Here is a 24,262-nt window from a genome sequence, read left to right on the forward strand (position 1 = left end):
CATTAATTATAAATAAATGATATCTATCCCTCTACAGATCATTGACCTGCATGACGACGGCTTTCATCCACTGTTGGAGGTTAATTTATTTGGCAAAGCTTTTACTGTAGTATTGGATACCGGGGCTTCTAAAACAGCATTTGACCGCACAGCACTTTTCGAAGCGAATGAAACTATGGCCGTGTTGACCAGCGACAGGCTCTCCACCGGTTTAGGTACCAATACCATGGAATCATTCACAGCGGTCATCAGCGGTATGCTAATAGGAGATATGCCCATCGCTGATTTTGAAGTTGCGGTGCTTGATCTTTCTACCATCAACATAGCTTACAGTCAGATGGGGCACCCGCAGGTATTAGGCGTTTTGGGTGGTGATATATTGATGAAATATAAAGCCGTGATTGATTATGGCAAGCAGGTGCTAAAGCTGAAAACCAGATAGTTTAAGCAATTTCACGACAAAAATATGTCGTTTTCCACTTATTCGGTATGAAATATGCTTAATAATGGTATGAAAGACGTCCAATCAACCCACACAAACCCAATTATCAGGCATAAATTCACTGCTGACCCAACTGTTTTAGTGCATAATGATATCGTTTATTTATATACCGGACATGACGAACCTCCTGAAGGTATCGATGATTACGTAATGAATGACTGGTTATGTTTTTCATCAGCAGATATGGTAAACTGGCTGGAACACCCGGTTCCTTTAAAAGCTAAAGACTTTGCCTGGGCAAGCGGTGATGCCTACGCCTCTAAAGTGATCAGCCGGAATGGTAAATTTTATTGGTATGCAGCCGTTACCCACGTCACTATTGAGGGAAAAGCAATTGGTGTAGCAGTTGCCGATCATCCTTCGGGGCCATTCTACGATGCACTTGGAAATGCTCTGATCACACAGAATATGATCCCACCGACAGATAATAATAAAGCCAACATGGACCCCACTGTTTTAATTGACGACGATGGCCAGGCTTACCTGTTTTGGGGTAGCATAACTTGTTATTATGTAAAATTGAAGAAAAACATGATTGAGCTTGATGGCCCCATCCAAACTTTCTTACTGCCAAAATTTATGGAAGGAGCACATTTGCACAAAAAAAATCAATGGTATTACTTTTCTTATGGTTATGGCTCACCAGAAAAAGTTGCTTATGCGAGGAGCTGGAATATCAACGGCCCCTGGGAATTTAAAGGGATACTGAGCGAAATAGCCGGCAATTGTGAAACAAAGCGACCTGCCATTATTGATTTTAAAGGAAAAACTTATTTCTTTTACCATAACGGCGCACTGCCAGGTGGTGGAAGCCACAGGCGCTCTGTTTGTATCGACTACTTATACTACAACGCCGATGACACTATAAAACGAATAATAATGACATCTGAAGGTGTAGCAAGGGTAAATGAAAATTAAATATATGATCGCGGGTATAAAGCTGTTAACAGCTTAGTATTTGTTACATACAAACTTAAAAAACACAAAAAACCCCGCTTTGCTAAAGCAGGGTTTAATCTGTATATCATCAGGAATTAATAGTCTATGTATCTATTTTGGCGTATTTGGCATTGCGCTCAATAAATTCGCGGCGTGGTGCTACCTCATCACCCATCAGCATACTGAAGGTATGGTCGCATTCGGCGGCATTTTCAATGGTAGCGCGTTTCAGTGTGCGGGTTGCCGGATTCATGGTGGTATCCCAAAGTTGGATATCATTCATTTCACCCAAACCTTTATAACGTTGTACTTGTACACTCTCCTCTTTACCGGCACCTTTAAGGCGCTGTATAGCGGCATCGCGTTGCGCATCGTTCCAGCAATACTCTGCTTCTTTGCCTTTTTTAACCTGGTATAATGGCGGCGAAGCGATGTAAACATAACCGGCTTCAACCAGCTCTTTCATATAACGGAAAAAGAAGGTAAGGATCAGCGTAGTAATGTGCGAACCATCCACGTCGGCATCCGTCATGATAATGATCTTATGATAACGTAGTTTAGACATGTTTAGCGCTTTATCATCCTCAGGTGTACCGCGGCTTACACCAAGACCGGTAAACATATTTTTGATCTCCTCGTTCTCGTATATCTTGTGCTCCATGGCTTTCTCCACGTTCAGGATCTTACCACGTAAAGGTAAAATAGCCTGGTATTCGCGGTCGCGGCCTTGTTTGGCGGTACCACCCGCCGAGTCACCTTCCACCAGGTATAATTCGCAAAGTGAAGGGTCGTTATTAGCACAATCAGATAGTTTACCTGGTAAACCAGATCCGGTCATCACGCTCTTGCGTTGTACCAGTTCGCGGGCCTTGCGGGCAGCTGCACGGGCAGTAGCGGCCAGTATCACTTTATTAACAATCAACCGGGCTTCTTTTGGGTTTTCTTCCAGGAAGTTACCTAAAATTTCGCCCACTGCCATATCCACGGCACCCATTACCTCGTTGTTACCCAACTTGGTCTTGGTTTGTCCTTCAAACTGTGGCTCCTGAACTTTTACCGATACTACCGCGGTTAGGCCCTCCCGGAAGTCATCGCCGGTAATTTCGATCTTCATGTTTTTCAACAAGCCCGATTTATCGGCATAAGCTTTCAGCGTACGGGTTAATCCCCGGCGGAAACCGGCAACGTGCGTACCACCCTCAATAGTGTTAATGTTATTTACATAGGAGAATACATTCTCGGAGTAGGTATCATTATACTGAAAAGCCAGTTCAACCGGGATGCCATTTTTTATACCATCCAGGTAAATAGGATCAGGAATGATAGACACCCGGGTTGTGTCTAAAAACTTAACAAACTCGCGTAAGCCACCTTCTGAGTAAAATTCTTCCGAAGGGAAAGAACCATCCTCGTTAGGGAAACGTTCATCAGTTAAAGTAAGACGGATACCTTTATTTAAGAATGCCAGTTCGCGTAAGCGGCCGGCAAGCGTTTCGTATTTGTATTCGGTAGTGAACTGGAATATTTCCGGATCGGGCTGAAAAGTTTGGGTAGTACCTGTATGGTCTGATACACCAATTTCTTTAACCTCAAAAAGCGGTTTACCTTTTTCATACTCCTGGGTAAATATTTTGCCTTCACGGTAAACCAGTGTTTTCATGTGGATGGAAAGCGCGTTTACGCAACTTACACCCACACCGTGCAAACCGCCGGATACTTTATAGGTATCCTTGTCAAATTTACCACCGGCGTGTAAAACCGTCATTACTATTTCCAGTGCCGATTTACCTTCTTTAGTATTGATGCCGGTAGGTATCCCCCGGCCATTATCAACAACGGTAATGGAATTTCCTTTATGTATAGTAACATTTATAGTATCGCAGTAACCGGCAAGGGCCTCGTCAATGGAGTTATCGACAACTTCATATACTAAATGGTGCAGACCTTTAACGCCTGTATCACCAATATACATAGAGGGACGTTTACGTACCGCCTCTAAACCTTCTAATACCTGTATATTATCTGCTGAATAATTGGATTTGTCCTGATTTTCTTCGCTCATATTTATTTAGTACAACAACCTTCAAAAGTACGAAATTAACACGAGATTAACGATTAGTTGTTGATAAAAAACGCTGTGTGGAATACTGTCAGAATCAGAATTTGCAGAATTAAAGAATTAACAAAATTGATCCGTCAAAATTCTTAAATTCTGATTCAGACAATCAAATTAGGATACTTGTAATGAAAGATTATCTTTGTCAAAATTTTACTTAAAAAAGATAAACCTTCGTATGCAGCTGCACAAAACGTTATAATTGCACAAAGGAGTTTGATAAAAATAAATAAAGGCGTAAATTTTAACGACCGCCAGCTAATAAACACGAAAAAATCAATTAATTAAATGAAAACTACGGCTTCAACATTAACAAAGTTCACATTAGGGATATTAATTGCCGGGAGCATAGCCGCCTGCAATCAAAATAAAACTGCCGACAAACCTGCTGCTACAACCGCACCAGCAGAGGTTAAAGAATCTATCGTATATGTAAATTCAGATAGCTTGCTTAACAAATACGACTATTTTAAAGATATGTCAAAACGCCTGGAGGATAAAGGTAAATCTTCACAAGGCGATCTGCAGGCTAAAGGTCAGGCTTTTCAGCGTGAGGTTGCAGAGTACCAAAAAAATGCAGCTACTCTTCCTGCCGATCAGCGCCAGGCTACAGAACAGCGCCTGCAACGTAAACAGCAGGAATTACAAGGTTATCAGCAAAATGCCAATGCAGAGTTTCAGAATGCGCAGGCCACCGAAAACGCTAAGCTATATGATAAGATAGCTGATTTTACAAAAGCTTATGCCAAAGAAAAAGGATACAAACTGGTGTTAACCTATTCAAAGGCCAACCCTACCGTACTATATGGCGATCCATCATTAGATGTTACTGCTGATGTAGTAAAACGCCTGAACGAAGCTTACGCCAAAGACAAGAAGTAAGTTTTCGGATGTGCAGATCTCAGATGTGCAAATATGCAGATGAGATCGCCTTCAAAAAATCATAAAATATTAACTTTAAAAACCTCAACTTCGGCTGAGGTTTTTTTAATTTAGAATTATATGCAAAATACGGTTCACGAAAAGTTTATGCAGATAGCTATTGAACTATCTGAATATAATGTAAAGCAGGGCACCGGCGGCCCTTTTGGCGCCGTTATAGTAAAGGATGGAATGATTGTGGCCCGCAGCGCCAACCGTGTGGTACCTACCAATGACCCAACTGCTCACGCCGAAGTTTCGGTGATACGCCTGGCCTGCCAGGAGTTGGAAACTTATGATCTGTCGGGCTGTGAAATATATACCAGCTGCGAGCCCTGCCCTATGTGCCTGGGCGCTATTTACTGGGCGCGTATTGATAAAGTTTATTATGCTAATACCAAGGCCGATGCTGCAGCTATTGGCTTTGACGATCATTTTATTTATAATGAACTGGAAACCCCGATGGCAGAACGCAAATTACCTTTTGTACAATTACTTCGCGATGAGGCCATGACAGCCTTTAAGCTTTGGGAAACAACCGAAAATAAAACAGACTATTAAAAACAAACAGGCTTGTCATCCTTTGCTACGCTCAGGAAAGAATATATAAGAAGGGCCTGTCAGTCTGAGCTCCGTCGAAGACTCGTGCGCAGAGGCCTGCCTACCATGGTTCGACAGGTTTACCATGATACCTTGTTTTTATTCTTTAGAAAATGCCACCCTATTCGCTCCCTTCTTCCTTCTTGTCAAAATAATCATCCCTCAGATCGTCAATTTCGCGGCGGTCGCGTTTGGTAGGGCGGCCCGTACCCCTGTCCCGTTTTAATATTGGGGCGTGAAACATGGATTTGAAGGCCTGCGTTTGTTCCACTGGAGTTATATCTTCATAAAAATTCACCGCGGTTTTGGCATCCACGCGGTTTTCGAGCAAGCCTGTTACCCGTACTACTTTACGTTCAATTCCTTTAGCTACCTGGTAAGTATCGCCAATTTTCACTTCATAGGAGGGCTTAATGTTTTTGCCATCCAGTTTTACGCGCCCTGCCTTGCAGGCATCAGATGCCAGGGTACGTGTTTTAAAAAGCCTGATGGCCCACAGGTATTTATCTATCCTCAGTTTTTCTTTTTCGGGCATGGGTAAAAAGTCGAACTCCAAAATTAAGAAATACCATTCAATTATTTAGAGCAAAGACATAAGGAGCAAAGAACAAGGACTTAGGAAGTAAAGAAAAAGCCTTATTCTTTATATCCTTATTCCGTATATCCTTACTCTAAAACCTACCTTGTAAATACAGGGTTAATTTACAGGCCATTACTTAATAATTTCATAATCTAAACTTCGCATTATGTAAAAGCTGCTGCCTTACATTTAATCAATTACAATAAATCCGGTTTGCCCGGTTTGTAAAGGAAAATATTACTTATATAAAATAAAAGACCCCTGAAGGTCACAACCTAAAAAATGGATTTTGCGAAAGGCTTATGCCGATTGGCAATTTAATTCACAAACCCGATGAATGAAATTTTAAAACAAAAAGCGGCCGGTATCAAATTACTGATAACCGATTGCGATGGCGTATTAACAGATGCCGGAGTTTATTACGGCAGCAATGGTGAGGATCTGAAAAAATTTAACATGCGCGACGGCATGGGTGTTGAACGTTTACGCAAATATGCGGGTGTACAAACCAGTATCATCACCGGTGAATTATCACCATCAATAGCTAAAAGAGCCGAAAAACTACAAATAACAGAGTTGCATTTAGGTATAAAAGACAAAGTGATTGTTTTTAAAGAGATATGCGACCGCTTGGCCTTAAAGCCCGAAGAAATAGCCTACATAGGCGATGATCATAATGATCTGGAAGTAATGAGGCTGGCCGGCTTAACCGCATGCCCTGCAGATGCCTTACCCCGCATCAAAAATCAGGCGGATGTTATTTGCACACTAAACGGCGGTGAAGGCTGCTTCCGCGAATTTGCCGAACTAATCATCGATACTAAAAGCAATACGTTTTCGGCCAGTAGCCTTAACGGTACTATTACCTTAAATAATGGCCGGGTGATAGGCAAAGGCCAGCCAAGCTATATCATTGCAGAAATTGGCATTAACCACAACGGATCGTTGGAAACAGCCAAAAAACTGATTGACGAAGCTGTGGCCGCTAAAGCCGATGCCGTTAAATTTCAGAAACGTACGCCGGAGATCTGTGTACCTAAAGATCAGTGGGAAATTATGCGCGATACCCCATGGGGCCGTATCACTTACATTGATTATAAGCGTAAAACAGAGTTTGGCATCGCCGAATACGCCACGATAGATCAATATTGCAAAAAACTGGGTATCGATTGGTTCGTATCTGCCTGGGATGTGCCATCAGTTGATTTTATGGAACAGTTTGATACCGTTATGTATAAACTGGCCTCGGCATCATTAACTGATTTCGCACTGATACAGCGCATCCTGGAAACCGGTAAACCGCTAATGCTGTCGACCGGTATGTCAACCATCAAAGAGATAGAGGCTACCATGAATTATATTATGGCATTTGATGAAAATTATCCATTGTTCATCGCGCACTCTACCTCGGCTTATCCATGTCCGCTGCAGGAACTTAACCTGAAAATGATACAAACACTGGAAGCCAAATATCCAGGTATCCCGATTGGTTATTCCGGCCACGAAACCGGGCTGGCCACTACCGTAGCAGCCGTTACGCTGGGCGCCACCTTTGTAGAACGTCATTTCACGCTCGATCGTGCGATGTGGGGATCTGATCATGCTGCTTCTGTTGAGCCACAAGGCTTGCAACGCCTGGTACGTGATATCCGCGATATAGAAACCGCTTTGGGTGATGGTGAGAAGAGGGTTTACGAATCTGAGCTGGCCCCCATGAAACGCCTGCGGGTAAATATAAGTGATGAATATAAAGAGAAGCCAACGGCCTAATTAATAGTAATCCCGTATACTTTTACTTTCATGCACTAAAAGTAGAAGTATACGGGATTATCCTTGTAAAGATCTCTTATTTTACTTCACCGTAATAGTTTTAGTTTGGGTGGTATGGGCGCTAAAATACCCTAATACTTCCGGGGTAATATTATTAGGTGGATTTGATGGCGTTACCCCGCCAATCGGACCTTTAAAACCTTGTTGCATTAAAGTATACCAGTAGGTATACATAGTTTTATCAACACTCTGCATTTCAACGGTTACTTTATCTCCGGCATATATACTTATATCGTCCTGCGCTAAATCAAAAGCTACTTTATTGCCATCTGTAAAGTCATCATTATTAGCGAAAACGCGTTTAACCTGTACATCATTAACATACAGTAAAAAATTGTATTGATTGCCCAAGCCTTTGGGGTCGGTATAATAAACCGTTATCTTTTTCTTGTTTTCATCAGTGCTAAAATTATCTTTAAAAGCCCTCACATTATCTAAAGCCACCTGCACAGGTATTTTGGAATTGGCCTCATAGGTTTTACCTTTAGTTGTTACACTTAATTTATAAACACCTCCTGTAATTCCTGCCATTTTGGGTATGGTGTAAATACCGGGTGAGCTTTCCTGAAACGCGTAAACATTAGCATACTGATCATTCACCTTCACCTGCGCCCCCGTTACCGAAGGATAGGTATTTGTATTTGAAAAGGCAACATTGGTATTCAGCTTTATGGTTTGAGTACCTGAAACATTAGTAATATTCCCTTCAATCACCAGTTTGTCTGAATCATTGTCTAACCGTACATCAATCACTTTATCACAGGATGAAATGGTCAGCAGGGTAAGGGATAACATCAAATAAAATAGGGGAGTTTTCATATGATTATATTTAAGTTAAAATTTAAAATCCCAGGTGACAGAAGGAATCAGCGTAGCGAAAATGCTGGTTTCAACAGCCTCCGTCATGTTTGGATCAGTTTTGCTATCCCTGAAGGTTACGCTATAAGGATCTCTGTGTGCATATACGTTATAAATACTAAATGTCCAGCTGGAGTGATACCGCTTATGTTCTTTTCCTTCAAGCGTAGCACCTATATCCAATCTGTTTGATGAAGGCAAGCGGTAGTTATTCCGTTTAGAATAGGAAAAAGTGGTTATCCCACCTATATTATATTTCCCTGTGGGATAGGTAACCGCATTCCCGGTACCATACAGAAAAGTTCCTGAGAAAGTCCAGCGTTTACTAAACTGATAAATACCCACCACAGAACCATCATGTGTTCGGTCCTGCCGTGCAGGATAATAGCTTCCGTTGTTGATGGCATCAAATTTTCTTTCAGTTCTGGATAGCGTATATCCTATCCAGCCCGTGAACCGGCCATACTTTTTCTTTAAAAATAATTCAATGCCGTATGCCCTTCCTGTACCATAGGTTAACTGTGATTCTACATCCTGATTAACTAAAAGCTGGGCACCGTCTTTGTAGTCAATTTGATTTTGTAGCCATTTATAATAAACTTCGGCCGAAAACTCATAGGCATTGTTGTTAAACTTTTTAAAGTAACCGGTAGATACCTGATCGGCTATCTCGGGTTTAATATTTTTACTGCTCATCACGTACAGATCCACAGGGGTGCTGCTGGTAGAATTACTGAGCAGGTGTATATTTTGTGTATTTCGGCTATAAGAGGCTTTAAGGGAGTTTTCGTCATTAATTAAATAACTGGCTGAAAAGCGGGGCTCCGGGTTCAAATACCGCCGCACCACCGATCCCGCCTTATAAGTTATAGAAGATGTAGTGGCACCATTACTATCAAAGGTTTTAAATGTTCCGGGGCCTAATAAAAACATATAACTAAACCTTACTCCATATAATAGCGTTACATGATTACCCACTTTCCACTCATCACTTAGGTAAGCGGCGGTTTCATATCCATAGCGTTGTTCTACATGCCTGTTATTATAAGCCGACGCCTTAGTGGTTGTTATATCTCCAGGGGCGATGTCGTGGTGTAAAATATTAAATCCAAATTTTACGATATGATTATTGGCAATGGCGTACTGCAGATCTTCTTTCAGGTTAGCATCAGTTATTTTTGATGTGGCTTTAAAACCATCATTATTCTGAAAGCTTTCTACCATGTAATTATATTTACTGTAGATTAATGAAGTATTAGAAAACAATCTGCTGCCAAACAAATGGGTAAACCTGATAGTTCCTGCCGAGTTTCCCCAGTTTGTTCCAAAAACGTCTTTTAAGCCCAAAACATCTTTGCCTAAATACCCGGATATATAAATGGCATTTTTATCGTCGAACTGATAGTTTGCCTTGGCATTGATATCATAAAAGTATATGGAGCTTCCGTTGATGCTTGAGTCTGGTACCGCTTTTAAAAAAAGATCAATATATGTTCTGCGGGCACTCACCATGAATGATCCTTTATCTTTTACAATCGGGCCTTCAACTTTAATTCTCGAAGCAATAAGGCCGATACCGCCCTGCACCGTAAAATCTTTATCATTCCCATCGTTCATCTTAACGTCCAGAACTGAAGACAGGCGACCGCCATATTCTGCCGGCATACCTCCTTTATAGATACTTACATCCTTAATAGCATCAGAATTGAAGGTTGAGAAGAAACCTAACAGGTGCGACGCGTTATATATCGGGGCCCCATCCAGCAAGATCAGGTTCTGGTCTGATCCTCCTCCACGCACATAAAAGCCGGTATTACCCTCACCAGCCGATTTAATACCTGGCATTAAGGTGATAGTTTTTAGAATATCCCTTTCCCCTAATAAAACTGGTACCTGATTTATTTGCGTCATGTTCAATTTCTCAACACCCATTTGAGGCGATACCACATTATCATTACTAAATCGCTTGCTCTTCACAATAACTTCCTGCAAATCATTTTTGGGGGATAAGGATATATTAATAACCTCATTTTTATGAAGTGACACTTTTTGAGCTATCTTTTTATAACCAACACTGGTAAATAATAAGGTATATTCTCCCTCAATAACCGCCAGCGAATAAAAGCCATAATTGTTAGTAGCCGTTCCAACCGCCGGTAATTCCTGAATGGTAACCGAGGCACCTATTAAGGTTTCGCCTGTAACAGCATCTTTAACGGTTCCGTTAATGGTAGCCTTCTTTTGAGCGTAGGCGGCAATGGCGGTCAGTGTTATGAAAATAGTAAAGATAGATCTGGCCATTTGCATATAGCGCTAAGGTATCTTTATCGACTACTAAACTATTTTAATTTATACGAAACCCCGTATAAATTATAGCAAGTACACTATCGCTTATACTAAAAAAATGGAGTGTAAAGCAAATTTAGATAGGTATTAATAAAATTATTAAAGTAACATTTGGTATAATAATTTACACATTTGGTATAAACAAAACTTACACCCTGTTTAAAATGTTTATTTTTAAAAGATAGATATCCAATGAAACCTGAAACCGACACAAAGCAGTTAAATAATGATATGCTGATTCAATTTTTAAGCAGCGCGAAATATAGAGTTTACAGGCATATCGCGCTGATCTTATTTCTCGGAGTTATCTTTTCAAGCACCAGGGATACCTTTATTGAACCGGTTAACACCTATTTAAAAATCACCTTCTTTCTTATCCTGATGTTGTTGTTTTATATCAACATGTATATATTGATCCCCCGTTATGTATACAATGCCAGTTACGTAAAATACTTTATTTGGGTAATTGTACTATTTGTTGTGGCTTTGTTATTTTTTGTATCCGGAAGATACCTGATCAACCCTTATTTTAAATTTCATTATAAGGCCAGCAACGAAAGCCCCAGTGTGCTGCTCTTTACTTTTATTACGCTGATATTCCTGATCCTGATAGCTGCCTCTGCCGCTATTAAATTATTTCAGCACTCCATTGTAGTTAACCAGCGGATCAATGATCTGGAAACTGTTACCATACAGGCCGAACTGGAACAATTAAAAAACCAGATCAATCCGCATTTTTTATTTAACATGCTCAACAATGTTAATGTACTAACACAAACCGATCCCGAAAAGGCATCACAAGTGGTGATGAAATTAAGCGACCTGCTTCGTTACCAGCTTTATGACAGTACCCGAAACAAGGTTTTGCTTACTGCGGAGATCCGTTTTTTGGAAGACTTTTTAAACCTGGAAAAAATAAGGCGTGATAACTTTGAGTTCATCATGTCAAGGGAAGGGGATATTAGCGGTGTACAGGTATCACCCTCACTTTTTATTACCTTTGTTGAAAATGCGGTAAAACACAACATGGATGCCGAAAACACATCCTATATTCATGTGTTTTTTAAAGTTAGGTACAACGAAATCAATTTTAATTGTATCAATTCGAAACCAAGGATTGAAGTGATCAGCAACGGTAATGGAGGGCTGGGTCTGGGGAATGTAAAACGGAGATTAGAACTGCTTTATCCAGAAAAACATATTTTTCAGATCCAGGATGATAAAGATAAATTTCGTGTAGACTTAAAGATTATCTTATGAATTGTATCATTGTAGATGATGAACCCTTAGCACGGGAGGCCATTCAGTTATTTATCAACAAAACCCCTAATCTACAATTACTTAATAGTTTTGGAAGCGCCAATGCTGCGGCAAAATTTATTAATGAGACCGCGGTCGATCTGATTTTTCTGGATATTCAAATGCCAGGCATCGGCGGAATGGAGTTTGCTAAAATGATACCAGCAAAAACCTTACTCGTCTTCACCACCGCTTATGCAGAATATGCCTTAGAAGGTTTTGAGGTTGAAGCTATTGATTACCTGATTAAACCCATACGGTATGAACGCTTTTTGAAAGCGGTGAATAGGGCACAGTTTTACCAGGATATTTTAAAAGCCGATCATTCGAACAACAAAATTGAGAATGTAGCGGAGGACTACTTTTTTGTTAAAGCCGACCGGAAATATATTAAGATCTACTTTAAAGACATCCTGTTTATAGAAGGACTTAAAGATTATGTGGTGATGCAAACCGATGATCAAAAGATCATAACCGCCATGAATATAAAAACCATTTATGAACAACTACCACAAAACCTTTTTGCCCGCATCAGCAAATCTTATATCATCAACATTAATCAAATAACTGCCTTTGATAATAATACGGTGAACATACGCAAATATGAAATATCCATAGGCAATGCTTATCGCTCTTACTTTTTTGATGAATTTGTGACCAAGAAAATATTAAGCCGGTAAAGCCTTTTTCCATACCATTTAAGGTTCACTTTTACTATTCAGCTTTAAATTTCATTGTTTGCATATTTGAAAAGGTTAGGGACTAATCGCCTAATTTCAAGCAATTCTCCCTAAAATTCCTTTAATTTGCCAAAAGTTTAATTTTACCAATGCAAGATCTTAAAAAACTGATTGAAGATGCCTGGGAAGACAGGAATCTGCTGAATTATAATGAATATACCACTGCCATAGAAACCGTTATTGAACGGTTAGACAAAGGCGAGATCCGTGTGGCCGAACCGATTGGTTCACGCTGGCATGTGAACGAGTGGATAAAAAAAGCAGTAGTGCTGTATTTCCCTACCCGTCAGATGGAAGAAATTAAAGTTGGCCCTTTTGTTTTTCATGACAAAATGAAACTGAAGACCAATTATAAAGCTGCCGGTGTACGCGTGGTACCTCATGGCATTGCCCGTTATGGCGCATACCTGGCAAAAGGTGTTATCATGATGCCATCGTACGTAAACATTGGCGCTTATGTAGATGAAGGTACTATGGTTGATACCTGGGCTACAGTAGGCTCATGCGCGCAGATAGGCAAGCATGTACACTTAAGCGGTGGTGTAGGTATTGGCGGTGTATTGGAGCCATTACAGGCTGCCCCGGTTATTATTGAAGATAACTGTTTCCTTGGATCACGCGCTATTGTGGTTGAAGGTGTGCATGTAGAACATGAAGCCGTATTAGGTGCCAACGTAGTTTTAACCGCGTCGACCAAAATTATTGATGTAACAGGCTCAACCCCGGTTGAGTATAAAGGTCGCGTACCCGCACGTTCGGTAGTTATCCCAGGTTCATATACCAAAAAGTTCCCGGCTGGCGATTTCCAGGTACCTTGTGCCTTGATCATCGGTACCCGCAAGGAATCAACTGACAAAAAAACATCATTGAACGACGCGTTAAGGGAAAATAACGTAGCGGTTTAATTTAGATATGAGATGTTAGATATGGGATTTGAGACTACTTTCTTAACGAAATAGTAAAAAATCTCATATCTCACATCTCATATCCCATATCTCAAAAAATGAAGATACTGATAAGGCTGCCCAACTGGCTTGGCGATGTGGTGATGAGCACCGCATTTGTTAATGCGGTTGGTCAGCTTTATCCTGATGCTCAGATTGATGTGATCATTAAAAAAGAGCTCAGCAACATAGCCCCGCTTATACCAGGTTTAACCCGCATCTATCCATTTTCAAAACAGGAATTTAGTGGCCTTGGCGGTGTTTATCGTTTTGGTAAAAATCTAAAATCCGAAAAATACGATCTCTTTTTTAATCTGCCCCAATCCCTTTCATCCTTGGTGATGGCCTGGGCTACCAGAGCAAAAAAGCGGGTAGGTTTTGGCAAGGAAGGCGGCTTTTTTTTACTGACCAGCTCTCTCAAAAAACCTGCTGACCTGCACCGGGTTGACGAATATGTATCCTTATTAGAGCAATTTACCGGTAAAACAATAACCGATAAACAGGTAAAATTAAATGTTCCCATAACATCACCCAAGCAAAATAACCATGTGCTGATCAATTTTAATTCCGAAGCATCCTCACGCAGGATGCCGCTGGATAAAGGACAAGCGCTGCTGAATCAATTAACCGCCGCTTTTCCGGATATTACTTTTGGTTTGATCGGCTCGCCCAAGGAGGCAGACTTTGTACGTCAGCTTATTGCGGGTTCTGACAACCAAGAAAGACTGGAAAACTATGCCGGCAAAACTGACTTGCCGGGTTTATGCAGCCTGATGGCGCAAAGCGCGGCCATATTAACCACCGATTCAGGTCCGGCTCATTTGGCCAACAGTGTGGGTACACCTGTTATCGTATTGTTTGGTGCTGGCAATGAGCATAACACGGCCCCTTATAACAAACAAAATTTAACCGTACTGCGTTATGGTAAACTAACCTGCGAACCTTGTGTGCGCAATACCTGCAAGCTTTATGGCGTTCCGCGTTGTATGGAACTGCTGGATGAATTGCAAATTATAAACGCGTTAAATCAAGAGTCAAGATATTAGAATCAAGAAGAAAAATATTTTAACTATTTTCTTCTTGATTCTAATAAAATATACCAACCATGCTTAAAGACGAAGTTGCCAAAGCGCTAAAAATAGTACAGGAAGGCGGCATTATCCTGTACCCTACCGATACCATCTGGGGTATTGGCTGCGATGCTACCAATACCGAAGCCGTGCAAAAGATATATCGCCTGAAACAGCGCGATGAAGCCAAAAGCATGATCATTTTGCTGGATACCGAAAACAAGCTGGAAAGCTATGTACAGGAGGTTAATGCCCTGGCTTATGACCTGATCGAATACGCCGAAAACCCTTTGACCCTGGTTATGCCGGGCGCCAAAAATATTTCACCGGCTTTAATAGCCCCCGATGGCAGCATCGGTATCCGGGTTACCAGTCATCAGTTTTGCCAGCAATTGATACAGCGATTACGCAAACCTTTGGTGTCAACCTCAGCCAATATAAGCGGCAAACCATCTCCGCAATATTTTTCACAGATCGATCAGGAAATCATTGATGGTGTTGATTATGTAGTTGATATTGATCAGCATAGCAAAGAGATCAAAAACCCGTCAACCATTATGAAACTGGCTCCCGATGGCCGGTTTGAGTTTATACGCAGGTAGAAGAGAGCCAAGAGGTAAGAGCCAGGAATCAAGAAAAATAACTACGCCTTTTTGTGTCTTGACTCTTGGCTCTTGGCTCTTGACTCTTGATTCTTTTTTTCTGATTTAGAATTTAGGTTTTAGAATTTAGAGTTTAAAAATTACCATTACCTTTGACCTTCGTTTTAGAATTTAGGTTTTAGAACTCAGAATTTTATTAAGCTACATGAAAGCCCACCTTCAGCACCCTGTATTTTCAATCATATCAAAACTTGCGGCACAGCACAATCTGCAGGTTTATGCTATTGGTGGCTTTGTACGCGATATTTTTCTTAAACGCCCTTCAAAAGATATTGATATTGTTATTATAGGTAACGGTATTGCTTTTGCCGAAGCGGTAGCAGCTAAACTGAAAGTAAAGGTAGCCGTGTATAAAAACTTTGGCACAGCATCACTTAAATACCAGGATGTGGAAGTGGAGTTTGTGGGCGCCCGTAAAGAATCATATCGCCGCGATTCCAGGAAACCTATAGTAGAAGACGGCACTTTGGAGGACGACCAGAAACGCCGCGATTTCACCATCAACGCGCTGGCCATTTCTCTTCATCCCGATACTTTTGGTGAGCTGCTTGATCCATTTAATGGTATAGCCGACCTGGAACAGAAACTGATCCGGACACCGCTTAATCCCAATGAAACCTTTTCTGATGATCCGCTGCGCATGATGCGGGCCATCCGGTTTGCTACACAGCTTAATTTCAGGATAGATGATATAGCTGTAGAAGCGATCAGGAACAATGCCGACCGCATCAGCATCATATCACAGGAGCGCATCACCGACGAGTTGAACAAGATCATTCTCTCGCCGGTGCCATCTATCGGATTTAATTATTTATTTGATACCGGCCTGCTGCATAAAATATTTCCGTTAATGGCTAACCTTTACGGGGTTGATTATATCGACGGCAAGGGTCATAAAGACAATTTTTATCATACCCTGCAGGTACTGGATAATATTTGCGAAACCACGACAGATCTATGGCTGCGCTGGGCCGCCATATTACATGACATTGCCAAACCGGCCACCAAACGCTTTGAACCCGGTCACGGCTGGACGTTTCATGGTCATGAGGATCGCGGTGCACGCATGGTGCCCAAAATATTTGCCAAGTTAAAATTACCGCTTAACGAAAAAATGAAGCAGGTACAAAAGCTGGTTCAGCTCCATTTACGCCCCATTGTATTGTCACAGTCTATTGTTACAGATTCTGCGGTGCGCAGGTTACTTTTTGAGGCGGGAGATGATATTGAAGGCCTGATGTTGTTGTGTAAAGCAGACATCACCACCAAAAACGAATATAAAGTAAAAAAGTATCGTAACAATTTCGAGCTTGTTCAACAAAAATTAAAAGATGTTGAAGAGCGCGATAGCATCAGAAACTGGCAGCCACCTGTTACCGGCAATGACATTATGCAGCTTTTTGGCCTTAAAGAAGGCCGTGAGGTAGGAATTATCAAAAATCAGATACGTGAAGCCATACTTGAAGGTGAAATTCCAAACACCCGAGAAGCAGCTTTAAATTTCACAATAAGTAAAGGTTTAGAAATTGGCTTAAAAGTTGTAGCAGACACAAAATTGAATTAAAAGATTATTTTTGTTCCCAAAATTCACAAAAACAATGGCACTATACAGGTTCAGGGTAACTTTCGAAGATTATGATGACGTAATGAGAGAGATTGATGTTAAATCAAATCAAACCTTCGAAGATCTCCACCGCGCAATACACCAGTCAACCGGCTACAATCCCGAGTTTTCATCTTCTTTTTATATCAGTAATGATCAATGGACAAAGGGTGAAGAAATTACTTATTTGCCTAATCAAAAAAGGATTGACCGTGGCGTATCATTAATGAGCAATGTAAAACTGCTGAGTTTTATTGATGACCCGCACCAAAAATTTTACTACACTTTTAACTTCGACCGCCCTTTTGATTTTCACGTCGAACTGATGAAGATCATCCTTGATGAAACACCAGGTACAACTTACCCAGCCGTTATAAAATCTGTCGGCGAAGCACCAAAACAATTCGGTAACGTATTTAACCCAACCGTATTGCCACCAACAAACGAGGATTTCGACTTCCTGAATGAAATGGCTTTTACGCCCGAAGATGCCGAGGATTTTTCGGAAGTAACCGATACTGAAGTTGATGATCTGCCCGAAGAAAAACACGAAGCCGAAGAAGAGGAAGAAGATGAGTTTGGCAACGAATTTGCCGACGACGAAGGCTTTGATGAAGAAGATCGTCCGCACCGTGGTGGTGGCGATGATTATTAATTAGTTGCTTCGCAGTTCATGGATCATAGTTAATGGTTCATTGTCAGGTAATACATTTTTTTATAGCCTTGAGAAAATCGGCTATGATCTATGAACCATAAGCTATGATCCCCAAAAACAAAACCCTCATCGTAATTGCAGGCCCAACAGCTGTGGGTAAAACGGCAGCGGCTATTGAATTGGCCAGGCATTACAATACGGTAGTGGCATCTGCCGATTCCAGGCAGTTTTTTAGGGAAATGAGTATAGGTACCGCTAAACCTAATACACAGGAGTTAGCAGCCGTAAAACATTATTTCATTGACTCACATTCTATAACCGAACCCTTTTCTGTAGGCGATTTTGAAAAACAGGGCCTTGCTTTGTTGGATAAGCTATTTAAGACACACAATAAAGTGGTTTTGGCCGGAGGTTCTGGTTTATATATTAAGGCGATATGCGAGGGTTTTGATGATCTGCCAACAGCCGATCCTGCTATCAGAGAAAGACTAAACCAGGAACTGGAAGAAAAAGGGATCGGCTATCTTCAACAGCAATTACAATCGGTCGATCCGGTTTATTATAACGAGGTAGATCTGGGTAACCCTCAACGTATCATCAGGGCTTTGGAGGTTTTTGAAAGTTCGGGCAAACCCTTCTCCTCATACCGGCAGGCTACCATAAACAAACGTCCATTTAATATCATTAAACTGGCACTTAACTTGCCCCGTGAGGTATTATACAACCGTATTAACCACCGGGTTGATCTGATGGTACAACAAGGATTATTAGCCGAAGCAGAGGCGTTGCTCCCCTTTCGCCATCTCAATGCGCTGAACACCGTAGGTTATGCCGAATTGTTTGATTATTTTGATGGTAAAACCAGTCTTGAAAAGGCTATTGAAATGATAAAACAAAATACCAGGCGATTTGCCAAAAGACAACTCACCTGGTTCCGTAAAGACAATGCCTTTCACTGGTTCAAGGCCAGCGATGCAAATATACTCGATCAAATGACCGGTACTATTGATACAGTTTTATGATAGCAGGCTTTGCAAGTAAACACCGTAGCCGCTCTTAATATATTTAGCTACCAACACTTTTAACTGTGTACCATCAATAAACCCACGGCGGTAAGCTACCTCTTCAATACAACCAATTTTAGTCGACTGACGTTTTTCAATCACGCGCACATATTCGGTAGCATCGCTTAAAGAGTCAAAAGTTCCGGTATCCAGCCAGGCTGTACCTTTATCCATTACCCCTACGTGCAAATTTCCCTGCTCCAGGTAATATTTATTTACATCGGTAATTTCATATTCACCACGCGGCGAGGGCTTAAGATCCTTGGCTATCTGGATAACGCTATTGTCATAAAAATACAATCCCGGTACCGCGAACCTGGATTTTGGCGCAGTTGGTTTCTCTTCAATAGATACGGCTTTAAAATCCGCGTCAAACTCCACAACACCATACCTTTCAGGATCGGCCACGTGATAGGCAAAAATAGCCGCGCCATCAACATCATTAAAGCTGCGTATCAATTCGCTAAAGCCGGTACCGTAAAATATATTATCGCCCAGTATCAGCGCAACCTTATCGTTACCAATAAACTTTTCACCAATTACAAAGGCTTGCGCCAGACCGTTTGGTTTTTCCTGTATTGCATATTCAAATTTGCAGCCCAGTTCGGCTCCATCGCCCAACAGGCGTTTAAATCCTTCGTTATCTTCGGGAGTGGTGATGATCAATATCTCCCTGATATCGGCTTGCATTAAAACCGACAAGGGATAATAGATCATTGGCTTATCATAAATCGGCATCAGCTGTTTACTTATTGCCCTGGTAATTGGATAAAGTCTGGTGCCTGATCCTCCCGCTAAAATAATTCCTTTCATTAGATTGATTTGTATTATAGATTTTTAAAAGTAGTTATTTTTTACGCATAACCTACGCGCAGGTTGCTATATCTAACATATTTTAACGGTAGAATATTATTATTGCTGTTTAACTTCATTTAGTTTAATATACTAATAACATATCCGTCATATTTCAGGTATATGTAAGAATTTATTTGGGGTTTACCTCTCTTTCCAGGTTTCATGAAAATGGCGTTAATTTTCAGGTTTAAAATAGATTAGATAGCGATAAAATGCGCATAATTTGCTAATATTGCAGTTTGATTGCCAAATACTACTATTTAGGTGGATTTAGCGGATTTTCGTTTTAAAATGCATAAATATTATCTTACTCATCTACAGGAATTAGAATCAGAGGCTATATACGTTATACGCGAAGTTGTAGCCCAGTTTGATCGCCCTGCTATATTGTTCTCCGGTGGAAAAGATTCCATTGTGGTAACTCACCTGGCCCGTAAAGCCTTTTGGCCGGCCAAAATACCTATGCCCCTTATCCATATCGATACCGGGCACAATTTTCCTGAAACCATGGCTTTTAGGGATAACCTGGTGGCCGACCTGGGTGTACAACTTATAGTAGGTTCGGTACAGGAAGCTATTGACAAAGGCCGTGCTGTTGAAGAAAGTGGTATTAACGCCAGCCGCAACGAACTCCAGATAGTTTCATTGCTGGATACCATCGAAAGTCATAAGATAGACGCGGCTATTGGCGGCGCACGTCGTGATGAAGAAAAAGCACGCTCAAAAGAGCGTTTCTTTTCGCACCGCGACGAGTTTGGCCAGTGGGACCCAAAGAACCAGCGACCAGAGCTTTGGAATATTTTCAATGGCCGTAAACGCATGGGTGAACATTTCAGGGTTTTCCCGATCAGTAACTGGACGGAAATGGATATCTGGAATTACATCCTGCAGGAAAACATCGCTATCCCTTCCCTTTACTTTGCTCATAACCGCGAGGTTGTTTACCGTGATGGTACCTGGCTGCCGGCATCAGAGTTTTTAGTACTGCGTGATGGCGAAAAAGTGGAGAACAAGCTGATGCGTTTCCGCACACTGGGCGATATCACCATAACCGGTGGCATTGAATCAGACGCGGATACATTGGAAAAAATTGTAGCAGAGGTATCAGCCACCCGCAGCACCGAACGTGGTAACAGAAGCGATGATAAGCGCTCTGATACATCAATGGAAGACAGAAAAAAACAAGGTTATTTTTAAAGAGAGTATCAAGTAGCCAGTATCAAGTATCAAGACAGCTTCATTAAACGGAGTTGATCATTTTTAAAAATCGTGATACTTGATACTAGCTACTTGATACCCACCACCACATAAAAAAATGGAACTATTACGTTTTACAACAGCCGGCAGTGTAGATGACGGAAAAAGCACGCTTATTGGCCGGTTATTATATGATTCCAAATCGATATTTGAGGATCAGATGGCGGCCGTAAAACAGTCGAGCGAAAGAAAGGGCTTACAGCATATTGATCTCTCTTTACTTACTGATGGTTTACGGTCTGAAAGAGAACAAGGTATTACTATTGATGTTGCCTACCGTTATTTTGCCACCCCTAAACGTAAATTCATCATTGCTGATACTCCAGGGCATATCCAATATACCCGCAACATGGTTACCGGCGCATCTACGGCTAATTTAGCTTTGGTGCTGATAGATGCCCGCAAAGGTGTTGTTGAGCAAACCTGCAGGCACTCTTTCATCGCTTCGTTATTAAAGATTCCTCATATTATTGTATGTATCAATAAAATGGACCTGGTTGATTATTCCGAAGAAGTATTTAACAAGGTAGTTGAACAATACGAAGATTTTGCAGCCAAGATTGATGTTACCGACATTCGTTATGTACCCATCAGCGCGCTGGAAGGTGATAACGTAGTAAACGACTCTGTAAACATGCCATGGTATAAAGGCGAGAGCCTGCTGCATACCCTGGAAACTATCCATATAGGCAGTGATGAGAACCACTCAGATGCCCGCTTCCCGATACAAACAGTAATACGCCCGCACGCGGTCGAATATCACGACTACCGTGGTTATGCTGGCCGGATTGCCGGAGGCATATTTAAGCCGGGCGATAAAATCACTGTTCTGCCATCGGGTTTAACATCGTCTATAAGATCTATCGATACCTATTCCGGTCCGGTTGAAGAAGCGTTTGCGCCCATGTCTGTATCTATTACGCTGGAAGATGATATTGATATCAGTCGCGGAGATATGATCGTAAAAGACGATAGCGAACCCCAAGTGAGTCAGGACCTGGAAGTAATGCTCTGCTGGATGGGCACTAAAGGGCCACGCCCTGGTGCTAAATACCACTTAAAAACCACTACCCGCGAGGTAATGGCTATTATTAAAGAGGTAAGCTACAAACTGGACATCAACACCATGGAAAAACTGGAAAATGCAGGCGATATTAAAATGAATGAGATGGCCCGCGTACGCCTGCGTACTACCCAGCCTGTTGTATTTGATGAGTATCGTAAAAATCGTATCACCGGCTCACTGATATTGGTTGACGAGGCTACTAACGAAACCGTAGCCGCGGGAACAATACTGGTTTAACCCCCTGAGCTTCTTGATGTGCAGATGTGCACATTTTGGATGTGCAGATGGTTTAGTAAATGGCTTTGTATTTAAAAGATAGGGGTAAGCATAATCCCTGAACAAGCGGACTAATTTGTTATAAACTGGGGTTTACATAATTTTTTCGAAAAAACACAATTAATTGATTATCAATTATATAAATCAATATTAACCATAAAAAGTGTAAAATCATGCAAACCCACTTTTTTAACAAAATGGGGTACCTATTTAGGATTTAAAAAACAAGGCCCTGTTTCTCAAAAGAAACAGGGCTCTTTTTTGATGGCATTTTTATCTGCACATCTAAAATTTGTCATTTGCACATCGGCAAACTCCCCCTTCAGGGGGCTGGTGGACTAAGTCTTTCTAAACAGGTTATCAGGCTATCCCGCCAGTAAGGTATCTGGATATTAAAAGTAGTTTTGATCTTTGCTTTGTCCATCACCGAAAATGCGGGCCGGGTGGCCCGTGTTGGATATTCGCTGGTGCGTATCGGATACGTTTTCACCTGGGTTCCTGACAGGTCAAATATCCCCTTTGCAAAATCATACCAAGAGGTTACCCCTTCATTGCTGTAATGATAAATTCCAAAACTTTCGCTGCCCGATGTAATGATATCCAATATAGCAGCAGCCAGGTCAATGGCATAAGTAGGCGTTCCTACCTGGTCGGCTATAATTTTGAGCTCATCGCGTTCGGCACCTAATTTGAGCATGGTTTTCACAAAATTATTACCGTATTCAGAGTACAACCAGCTGGTACGTATAATGAAGTGCCGGGGTAATAGGTTTACAACATCCTGTTCACCCTCTAACTTTGTAAGACCATATATGCTAATAGGATCGGCTATATCCGTTTCAACAAGCGGATAAGGCTTATCACCCTTAAAAACAAAATCTGTTGAGGTATGAACCAATATGGCACCATATTGCTTACAGGCCTGCGCCAGGTTGGCTGCCCCAGTTTTGTTTATTTTACGGGCCATATCCACGTCATCTTCCGCTTTATCAACAGCAGTATAGGCGGCACAGTTAATGACGTAAGCCGGTTTGTATTGCTCAAATACTTTTGATATGGCATCAGTATCCAGGATATTGGCTTCTGTTTCGGGAGGGAAAATGATGAAATCTACACCCTTTTCGGTCGAAACCTTTTTAAGGCATTGTCCAAGTTGACCGGAGGCACCAAAAACCACAATGTTTTGCATAGCTATACTTGTCTAAAAATTGATGTTTATTATTAAAACCCGAGATCGGTAACATCCTTTAAAAAGAGCAATTCTTTATCTTTATCTGCAACGATCAACTCATCCGCACCTAATCGCCAGTTAATATTTAAAGCAGGATCGGCATAGTGTAAACCACCTTCGGCCTGTTTATTATAATAATTATCACATTTATATTGAAAAATGGCAGTATCACTTAATACCACAAACCCGTGCGCAAAGCCTTTGGGGATAAGAAACTGCTGATGGTTATCGGCCGTTAATACCACACTATAGTGCTGACCATAAGTTGGTGAATTTTTACGCAAATCAACAGCTACATCCAATACTTCTCCTTGTATTACTCTTACTAATTTTGTTTGCGCATGCTCTCCTTTTTGCAGATGAAGGCCACGTAATACTCCTTTTGTTGAAAATGATTCATTATCCTGTACAAATTGAATTTTAACCCCTACGGCATCCCAGAAAGTTCTTTCATTAAATGATTCGAAAAAATACCCTCTGTCATCGTTAAAAATACGCGGGGTTAAAACAATAAGCCCCTCAATCGGGGTTGGAGTAATAGTCATATATTATTAATGTTTCTCGTCGATCAAAACCGGATATGCAAAGCTATTACATATTATTAAAGTTGTGAGCTATTATTCAAAAATGAACAAAACTGGATGTTAAATAAACTTAGTACCAAACTTGGCTTTCACATCAGCCACCACCTGTTTTACATTCTGTTCCTGGTCTCGCGGACAGATCAGCAGTGTGTTGTTGGATTCTACTACGATAAAATTATGCAGCCCCTGCAGTATCACCAGCTTTTCACCCGGTACATTCACCATACAGTTGGATGAATCATACATGATCACCTTTTCTGATGG

General features: G+C 41.2%; 22 protein-coding genes and 1 pseudogene. 15 read left to right on the plus strand and 8 right to left on the minus strand.

Annotated features, from left to right (window positions below; translation table 11 throughout):
* Positions 1 to 16: 16 nt before the first annotated feature.
* Complete coding sequence (locus AB6735_RS26835) at positions 17 to 442, plus strand: aspartyl protease family protein (protein ID WP_370999272.1); 426 nt, start codon at positions 17 to 19, stop codon at positions 440 to 442.
* Between the two features lie 69 nt (positions 443 to 511).
* Entirely contained in the window at positions 512 to 1,420 is a 909-nt protein-coding gene (locus AB6735_RS26840) for a glycoside hydrolase family 43 protein (protein WP_370999273.1), read from the plus strand.
* 124 nt (positions 1,421 to 1,544) lie between these two features.
* On the opposite strand, the gene gyrB is transcribed toward AB6735_RS26840, so the two are convergent.
* Complete coding sequence (gene gyrB, locus AB6735_RS26845; protein ID WP_370999274.1) at positions 1,545 to 3,503, minus strand: DNA topoisomerase (ATP-hydrolyzing) subunit B; 1,959 nt, start codon at positions 3,501 to 3,503, stop codon at positions 1,545 to 1,547.
* Positions 3,504 to 3,845: 342 nt separating this feature from the next.
* Between gyrB and AB6735_RS26850 the strand changes: the two genes are divergently transcribed.
* On the plus strand, positions 3,846 to 4,439 hold the full coding sequence (locus AB6735_RS26850; RefSeq protein ID WP_370999275.1) for an OmpH family outer membrane protein: 594 nt from the start codon (positions 3,846 to 3,848) through the stop codon (positions 4,437 to 4,439).
* 120 nt (positions 4,440 to 4,559) lie between these two features.
* The gene (locus tag AB6735_RS26855; RefSeq protein WP_370999276.1) at positions 4,560 to 5,039 is read left to right on the plus strand and encodes a nucleoside deaminase; all 480 of its coding nucleotides are present in this window, start codon (positions 4,560 to 4,562) and stop codon (positions 5,037 to 5,039) included.
* Positions 5,040 to 5,199: 160 nt separating this feature from the next.
* Here the strand turns inward: AB6735_RS26855 and AB6735_RS26860 are convergent, their stop codons facing one another.
* The gene (locus tag AB6735_RS26860; protein WP_370999277.1) at positions 5,200 to 5,613 is read right to left on the minus strand and encodes an RNA-binding S4 domain-containing protein; all 414 of its coding nucleotides are present in this window, start codon (positions 5,611 to 5,613) and stop codon (positions 5,200 to 5,202) included.
* Between the two features lie 378 nt (positions 5,614 to 5,991).
* On the opposite strand from AB6735_RS26860, the gene AB6735_RS26865 reads away from it, so the two are divergent.
* Positions 5,992 to 7,428, plus strand: a complete 1,437-nt coding sequence (locus tag AB6735_RS26865; protein WP_370999278.1) for an N-acetylneuraminate synthase family protein — start codon at positions 5,992 to 5,994, stop codon at positions 7,426 to 7,428.
* Between the two features lie 81 nt (positions 7,429 to 7,509).
* Here the strand turns inward: AB6735_RS26865 and AB6735_RS26870 are convergent, their stop codons facing one another.
* Positions 7,510 to 8,307 carry a DUF4249 domain-containing protein gene (locus AB6735_RS26870; RefSeq protein ID WP_370999279.1) on the minus strand — a complete coding sequence of 266 codons (798 nt, stop codon included), beginning with the start codon at positions 8,305 to 8,307 and terminating at the stop codon, positions 7,510 to 7,512.
* 15 nt (positions 8,308 to 8,322) lie between these two features.
* Positions 8,323 to 10,647, minus strand: coding sequence for a TonB-dependent receptor domain-containing protein (locus AB6735_RS26875; protein WP_370999280.1), 2,325 nt, complete (start codon positions 10,645 to 10,647; stop codon positions 8,323 to 8,325).
* A gap of 237 nt (positions 10,648 to 10,884) precedes the next feature.
* On the opposite strand from AB6735_RS26875, the gene AB6735_RS26880 reads away from it, so the two are divergent.
* The 8 genes from AB6735_RS26880 to miaA all read left to right on the plus strand — a co-directional run bounded on the left by AB6735_RS26880 (position 10,885) and on the right by miaA (position 18,687).
* Positions 10,885 to 11,952, plus strand: a complete 1,068-nt coding sequence (locus tag AB6735_RS26880; protein WP_370999281.1) for a sensor histidine kinase — start codon at positions 10,885 to 10,887, stop codon at positions 11,950 to 11,952.
* Entirely contained in the window at positions 11,949 to 12,671 is a 723-nt protein-coding gene (locus AB6735_RS26885) for a LytR/AlgR family response regulator transcription factor (protein ID WP_370999282.1), read from the plus strand. Before AB6735_RS26880 ends, AB6735_RS26885 begins: the two co-directional genes overlap by 4 nt.
* Before the next feature lie 149 nt (positions 12,672 to 12,820).
* On the plus strand, positions 12,821 to 13,636 hold the full coding sequence (locus tag AB6735_RS26890) for a 2,3,4,5-tetrahydropyridine-2,6-dicarboxylate N-succinyltransferase (RefSeq protein WP_076374254.1): 816 nt from the start codon (positions 12,821 to 12,823) through the stop codon (positions 13,634 to 13,636).
* Positions 13,637 to 13,734: 98 nt separating this feature from the next.
* Positions 13,735 to 14,721: a glycosyltransferase family 9 protein gene (locus AB6735_RS26895; RefSeq protein WP_370999283.1), complete on the plus strand. Its 987-nt coding sequence runs from the start codon at positions 13,735 to 13,737 to the stop codon at positions 14,719 to 14,721.
* Between the two features lie 59 nt (positions 14,722 to 14,780).
* Positions 14,781 to 15,347 (plus strand): L-threonylcarbamoyladenylate synthase, encoded by a 567-nt coding sequence (locus tag AB6735_RS26900; protein WP_370999284.1) that lies wholly within the window; start codon positions 14,781 to 14,783, stop codon positions 15,345 to 15,347.
* A 205-nt stretch (positions 15,348 to 15,552) separates the two neighbouring features.
* The gene (locus tag AB6735_RS26905; protein ID WP_370999285.1) at positions 15,553 to 16,971 is read left to right on the plus strand and encodes a CCA tRNA nucleotidyltransferase; all 1,419 of its coding nucleotides are present in this window, start codon (positions 15,553 to 15,555) and stop codon (positions 16,969 to 16,971) included.
* 34 nt (positions 16,972 to 17,005) lie between these two features.
* On the plus strand, positions 17,006 to 17,665 hold the full coding sequence (locus AB6735_RS26910; RefSeq protein ID WP_370999286.1) for a hypothetical protein: 660 nt from the start codon (positions 17,006 to 17,008) through the stop codon (positions 17,663 to 17,665).
* Positions 17,666 to 17,769: 104 nt separating this feature from the next.
* Entirely contained in the window at positions 17,770 to 18,687 is a 918-nt protein-coding gene (gene miaA, locus AB6735_RS26915) for a tRNA (adenosine(37)-N6)-dimethylallyltransferase MiaA (RefSeq protein WP_370999287.1), read from the plus strand.
* Here miaA and rfbA read toward each other — a convergent pair.
* Positions 18,682 to 19,542 (minus strand): glucose-1-phosphate thymidylyltransferase RfbA, encoded by an 861-nt coding sequence (gene rfbA, locus AB6735_RS26920; protein ID WP_370999288.1) that lies wholly within the window; start codon positions 19,540 to 19,542, stop codon positions 18,682 to 18,684. The two genes, miaA and rfbA, sit on opposite strands and share 6 nt — an antisense overlap.
* A 333-nt stretch (positions 19,543 to 19,875) precedes the next feature.
* Between rfbA and cysD the strand changes: the two genes are divergently transcribed.
* A complete protein-coding gene (gene cysD, locus AB6735_RS26925) occupies positions 19,876 to 20,781 on the plus strand; it encodes a sulfate adenylyltransferase subunit CysD (RefSeq protein WP_370999289.1) in 906 nt (301 codons plus the stop codon).
* A gap of 118 nt (positions 20,782 to 20,899) precedes the next feature.
* A complete protein-coding gene (gene cysN / locus AB6735_RS26930; RefSeq protein ID WP_370999290.1) occupies positions 20,900 to 22,144 on the plus strand; it encodes a sulfate adenylyltransferase subunit CysN in 1,245 nt (414 codons plus the stop codon).
* Between the two features lie 361 nt (positions 22,145 to 22,505).
* Here cysN and rfbD read toward each other — a convergent pair whose 3' ends face one another.
* The 3 genes and pseudogenes from rfbD to AB6735_RS26945 form a co-directional block, all read right to left on the minus strand.
* Positions 22,506 to 23,372: a dTDP-4-dehydrorhamnose reductase gene (gene rfbD, locus AB6735_RS26935; RefSeq protein ID WP_370999291.1), complete on the minus strand. Its 867-nt coding sequence runs from the start codon at positions 23,370 to 23,372 to the stop codon at positions 22,506 to 22,508.
* 32 nt (positions 23,373 to 23,404) lie between these two features.
* Positions 23,405 to 23,959, minus strand: a complete 555-nt coding sequence (gene rfbC, locus AB6735_RS26940) for a dTDP-4-dehydrorhamnose 3,5-epimerase (RefSeq protein WP_370999292.1) — start codon at positions 23,957 to 23,959, stop codon at positions 23,405 to 23,407.
* A 99-nt stretch (positions 23,960 to 24,058) separates the two neighbouring features.
* Positions 24,059 to 24,262 (minus strand): annotated as a pseudogene (locus AB6735_RS26945) (mannose-1-phosphate guanylyltransferase); the annotation flags it as partial.

It is taken from the genome of Mucilaginibacter sp. RCC_168 (assembly GCF_041355315.1).
Classification (GTDB): Bacteria; Bacteroidota; Bacteroidia; order Sphingobacteriales; family Sphingobacteriaceae; genus Mucilaginibacter.

Coding starts and splice junctions, on each gene's coding strand:
- AB6735_RS26835 (WP_370999272.1), top strand. CDS start 17: ATGATATCTATCCCTCTACAGATCATTGACCTGCATGACGACGGCTTT.
- AB6735_RS26840 (WP_370999273.1), top strand. CDS start 512: ATGAAAGACGTCCAATCAACCCACACAAACCCAATTATCAGGCATAAA.
- gyrB (WP_370999274.1), bottom strand. CDS start 3,503: ATGAGCGAAGAAAATCAGGACAAATCCAATTATTCAGCAGATAATATA.
- AB6735_RS26850 (WP_370999275.1), top strand. CDS start 3,846: ATGAAAACTACGGCTTCAACATTAACAAAGTTCACATTAGGGATATTA.
- AB6735_RS26855 (WP_370999276.1), top strand. CDS start 4,560: ATGCAAAATACGGTTCACGAAAAGTTTATGCAGATAGCTATTGAACTA.
- AB6735_RS26860 (WP_370999277.1), bottom strand. CDS start 5,613: ATGCCCGAAAAAGAAAAACTGAGGATAGATAAATACCTGTGGGCCATC.
- AB6735_RS26865 (WP_370999278.1), top strand. CDS start 5,992: ATGAATGAAATTTTAAAACAAAAAGCGGCCGGTATCAAATTACTGATA.
- AB6735_RS26870 (WP_370999279.1), bottom strand. CDS start 8,307: ATGAAAACTCCCCTATTTTATTTGATGTTATCCCTTACCCTGCTGACC.
- AB6735_RS26875 (WP_370999280.1), bottom strand. CDS start 10,647: ATGGCCAGATCTATCTTTACTATTTTCATAACACTGACCGCCATTGCC.
- AB6735_RS26880 (WP_370999281.1), top strand. CDS start 10,885: ATGAAACCTGAAACCGACACAAAGCAGTTAAATAATGATATGCTGATT.
- AB6735_RS26885 (WP_370999282.1), top strand. CDS start 11,949: ATGAATTGTATCATTGTAGATGATGAACCCTTAGCACGGGAGGCCATT.
- AB6735_RS26890 (WP_076374254.1), top strand. CDS start 12,821: ATGCAAGATCTTAAAAAACTGATTGAAGATGCCTGGGAAGACAGGAAT.
- AB6735_RS26895 (WP_370999283.1), top strand. CDS start 13,735: ATGAAGATACTGATAAGGCTGCCCAACTGGCTTGGCGATGTGGTGATG.
- AB6735_RS26900 (WP_370999284.1), top strand. CDS start 14,781: ATGCTTAAAGACGAAGTTGCCAAAGCGCTAAAAATAGTACAGGAAGGC.
- AB6735_RS26905 (WP_370999285.1), top strand. CDS start 15,553: ATGAAAGCCCACCTTCAGCACCCTGTATTTTCAATCATATCAAAACTT.
- AB6735_RS26910 (WP_370999286.1), top strand. CDS start 17,006: ATGGCACTATACAGGTTCAGGGTAACTTTCGAAGATTATGATGACGTA.
- miaA (WP_370999287.1), top strand. CDS start 17,770: ATGATCCCCAAAAACAAAACCCTCATCGTAATTGCAGGCCCAACAGCT.
- rfbA (WP_370999288.1), bottom strand. CDS start 19,542: ATGAAAGGAATTATTTTAGCGGGAGGATCAGGCACCAGACTTTATCCA.
- cysD (WP_370999289.1), top strand. CDS start 19,876: ATGCATAAATATTATCTTACTCATCTACAGGAATTAGAATCAGAGGCT.
- cysN (WP_370999290.1), top strand. CDS start 20,900: ATGGAACTATTACGTTTTACAACAGCCGGCAGTGTAGATGACGGAAAA.
- rfbD (WP_370999291.1), bottom strand. CDS start 23,372: ATGCAAAACATTGTGGTTTTTGGTGCCTCCGGTCAACTTGGACAATGC.
- rfbC (WP_370999292.1), bottom strand. CDS start 23,959: ATGACTATTACTCCAACCCCGATTGAGGGGCTTATTGTTTTAACCCCG.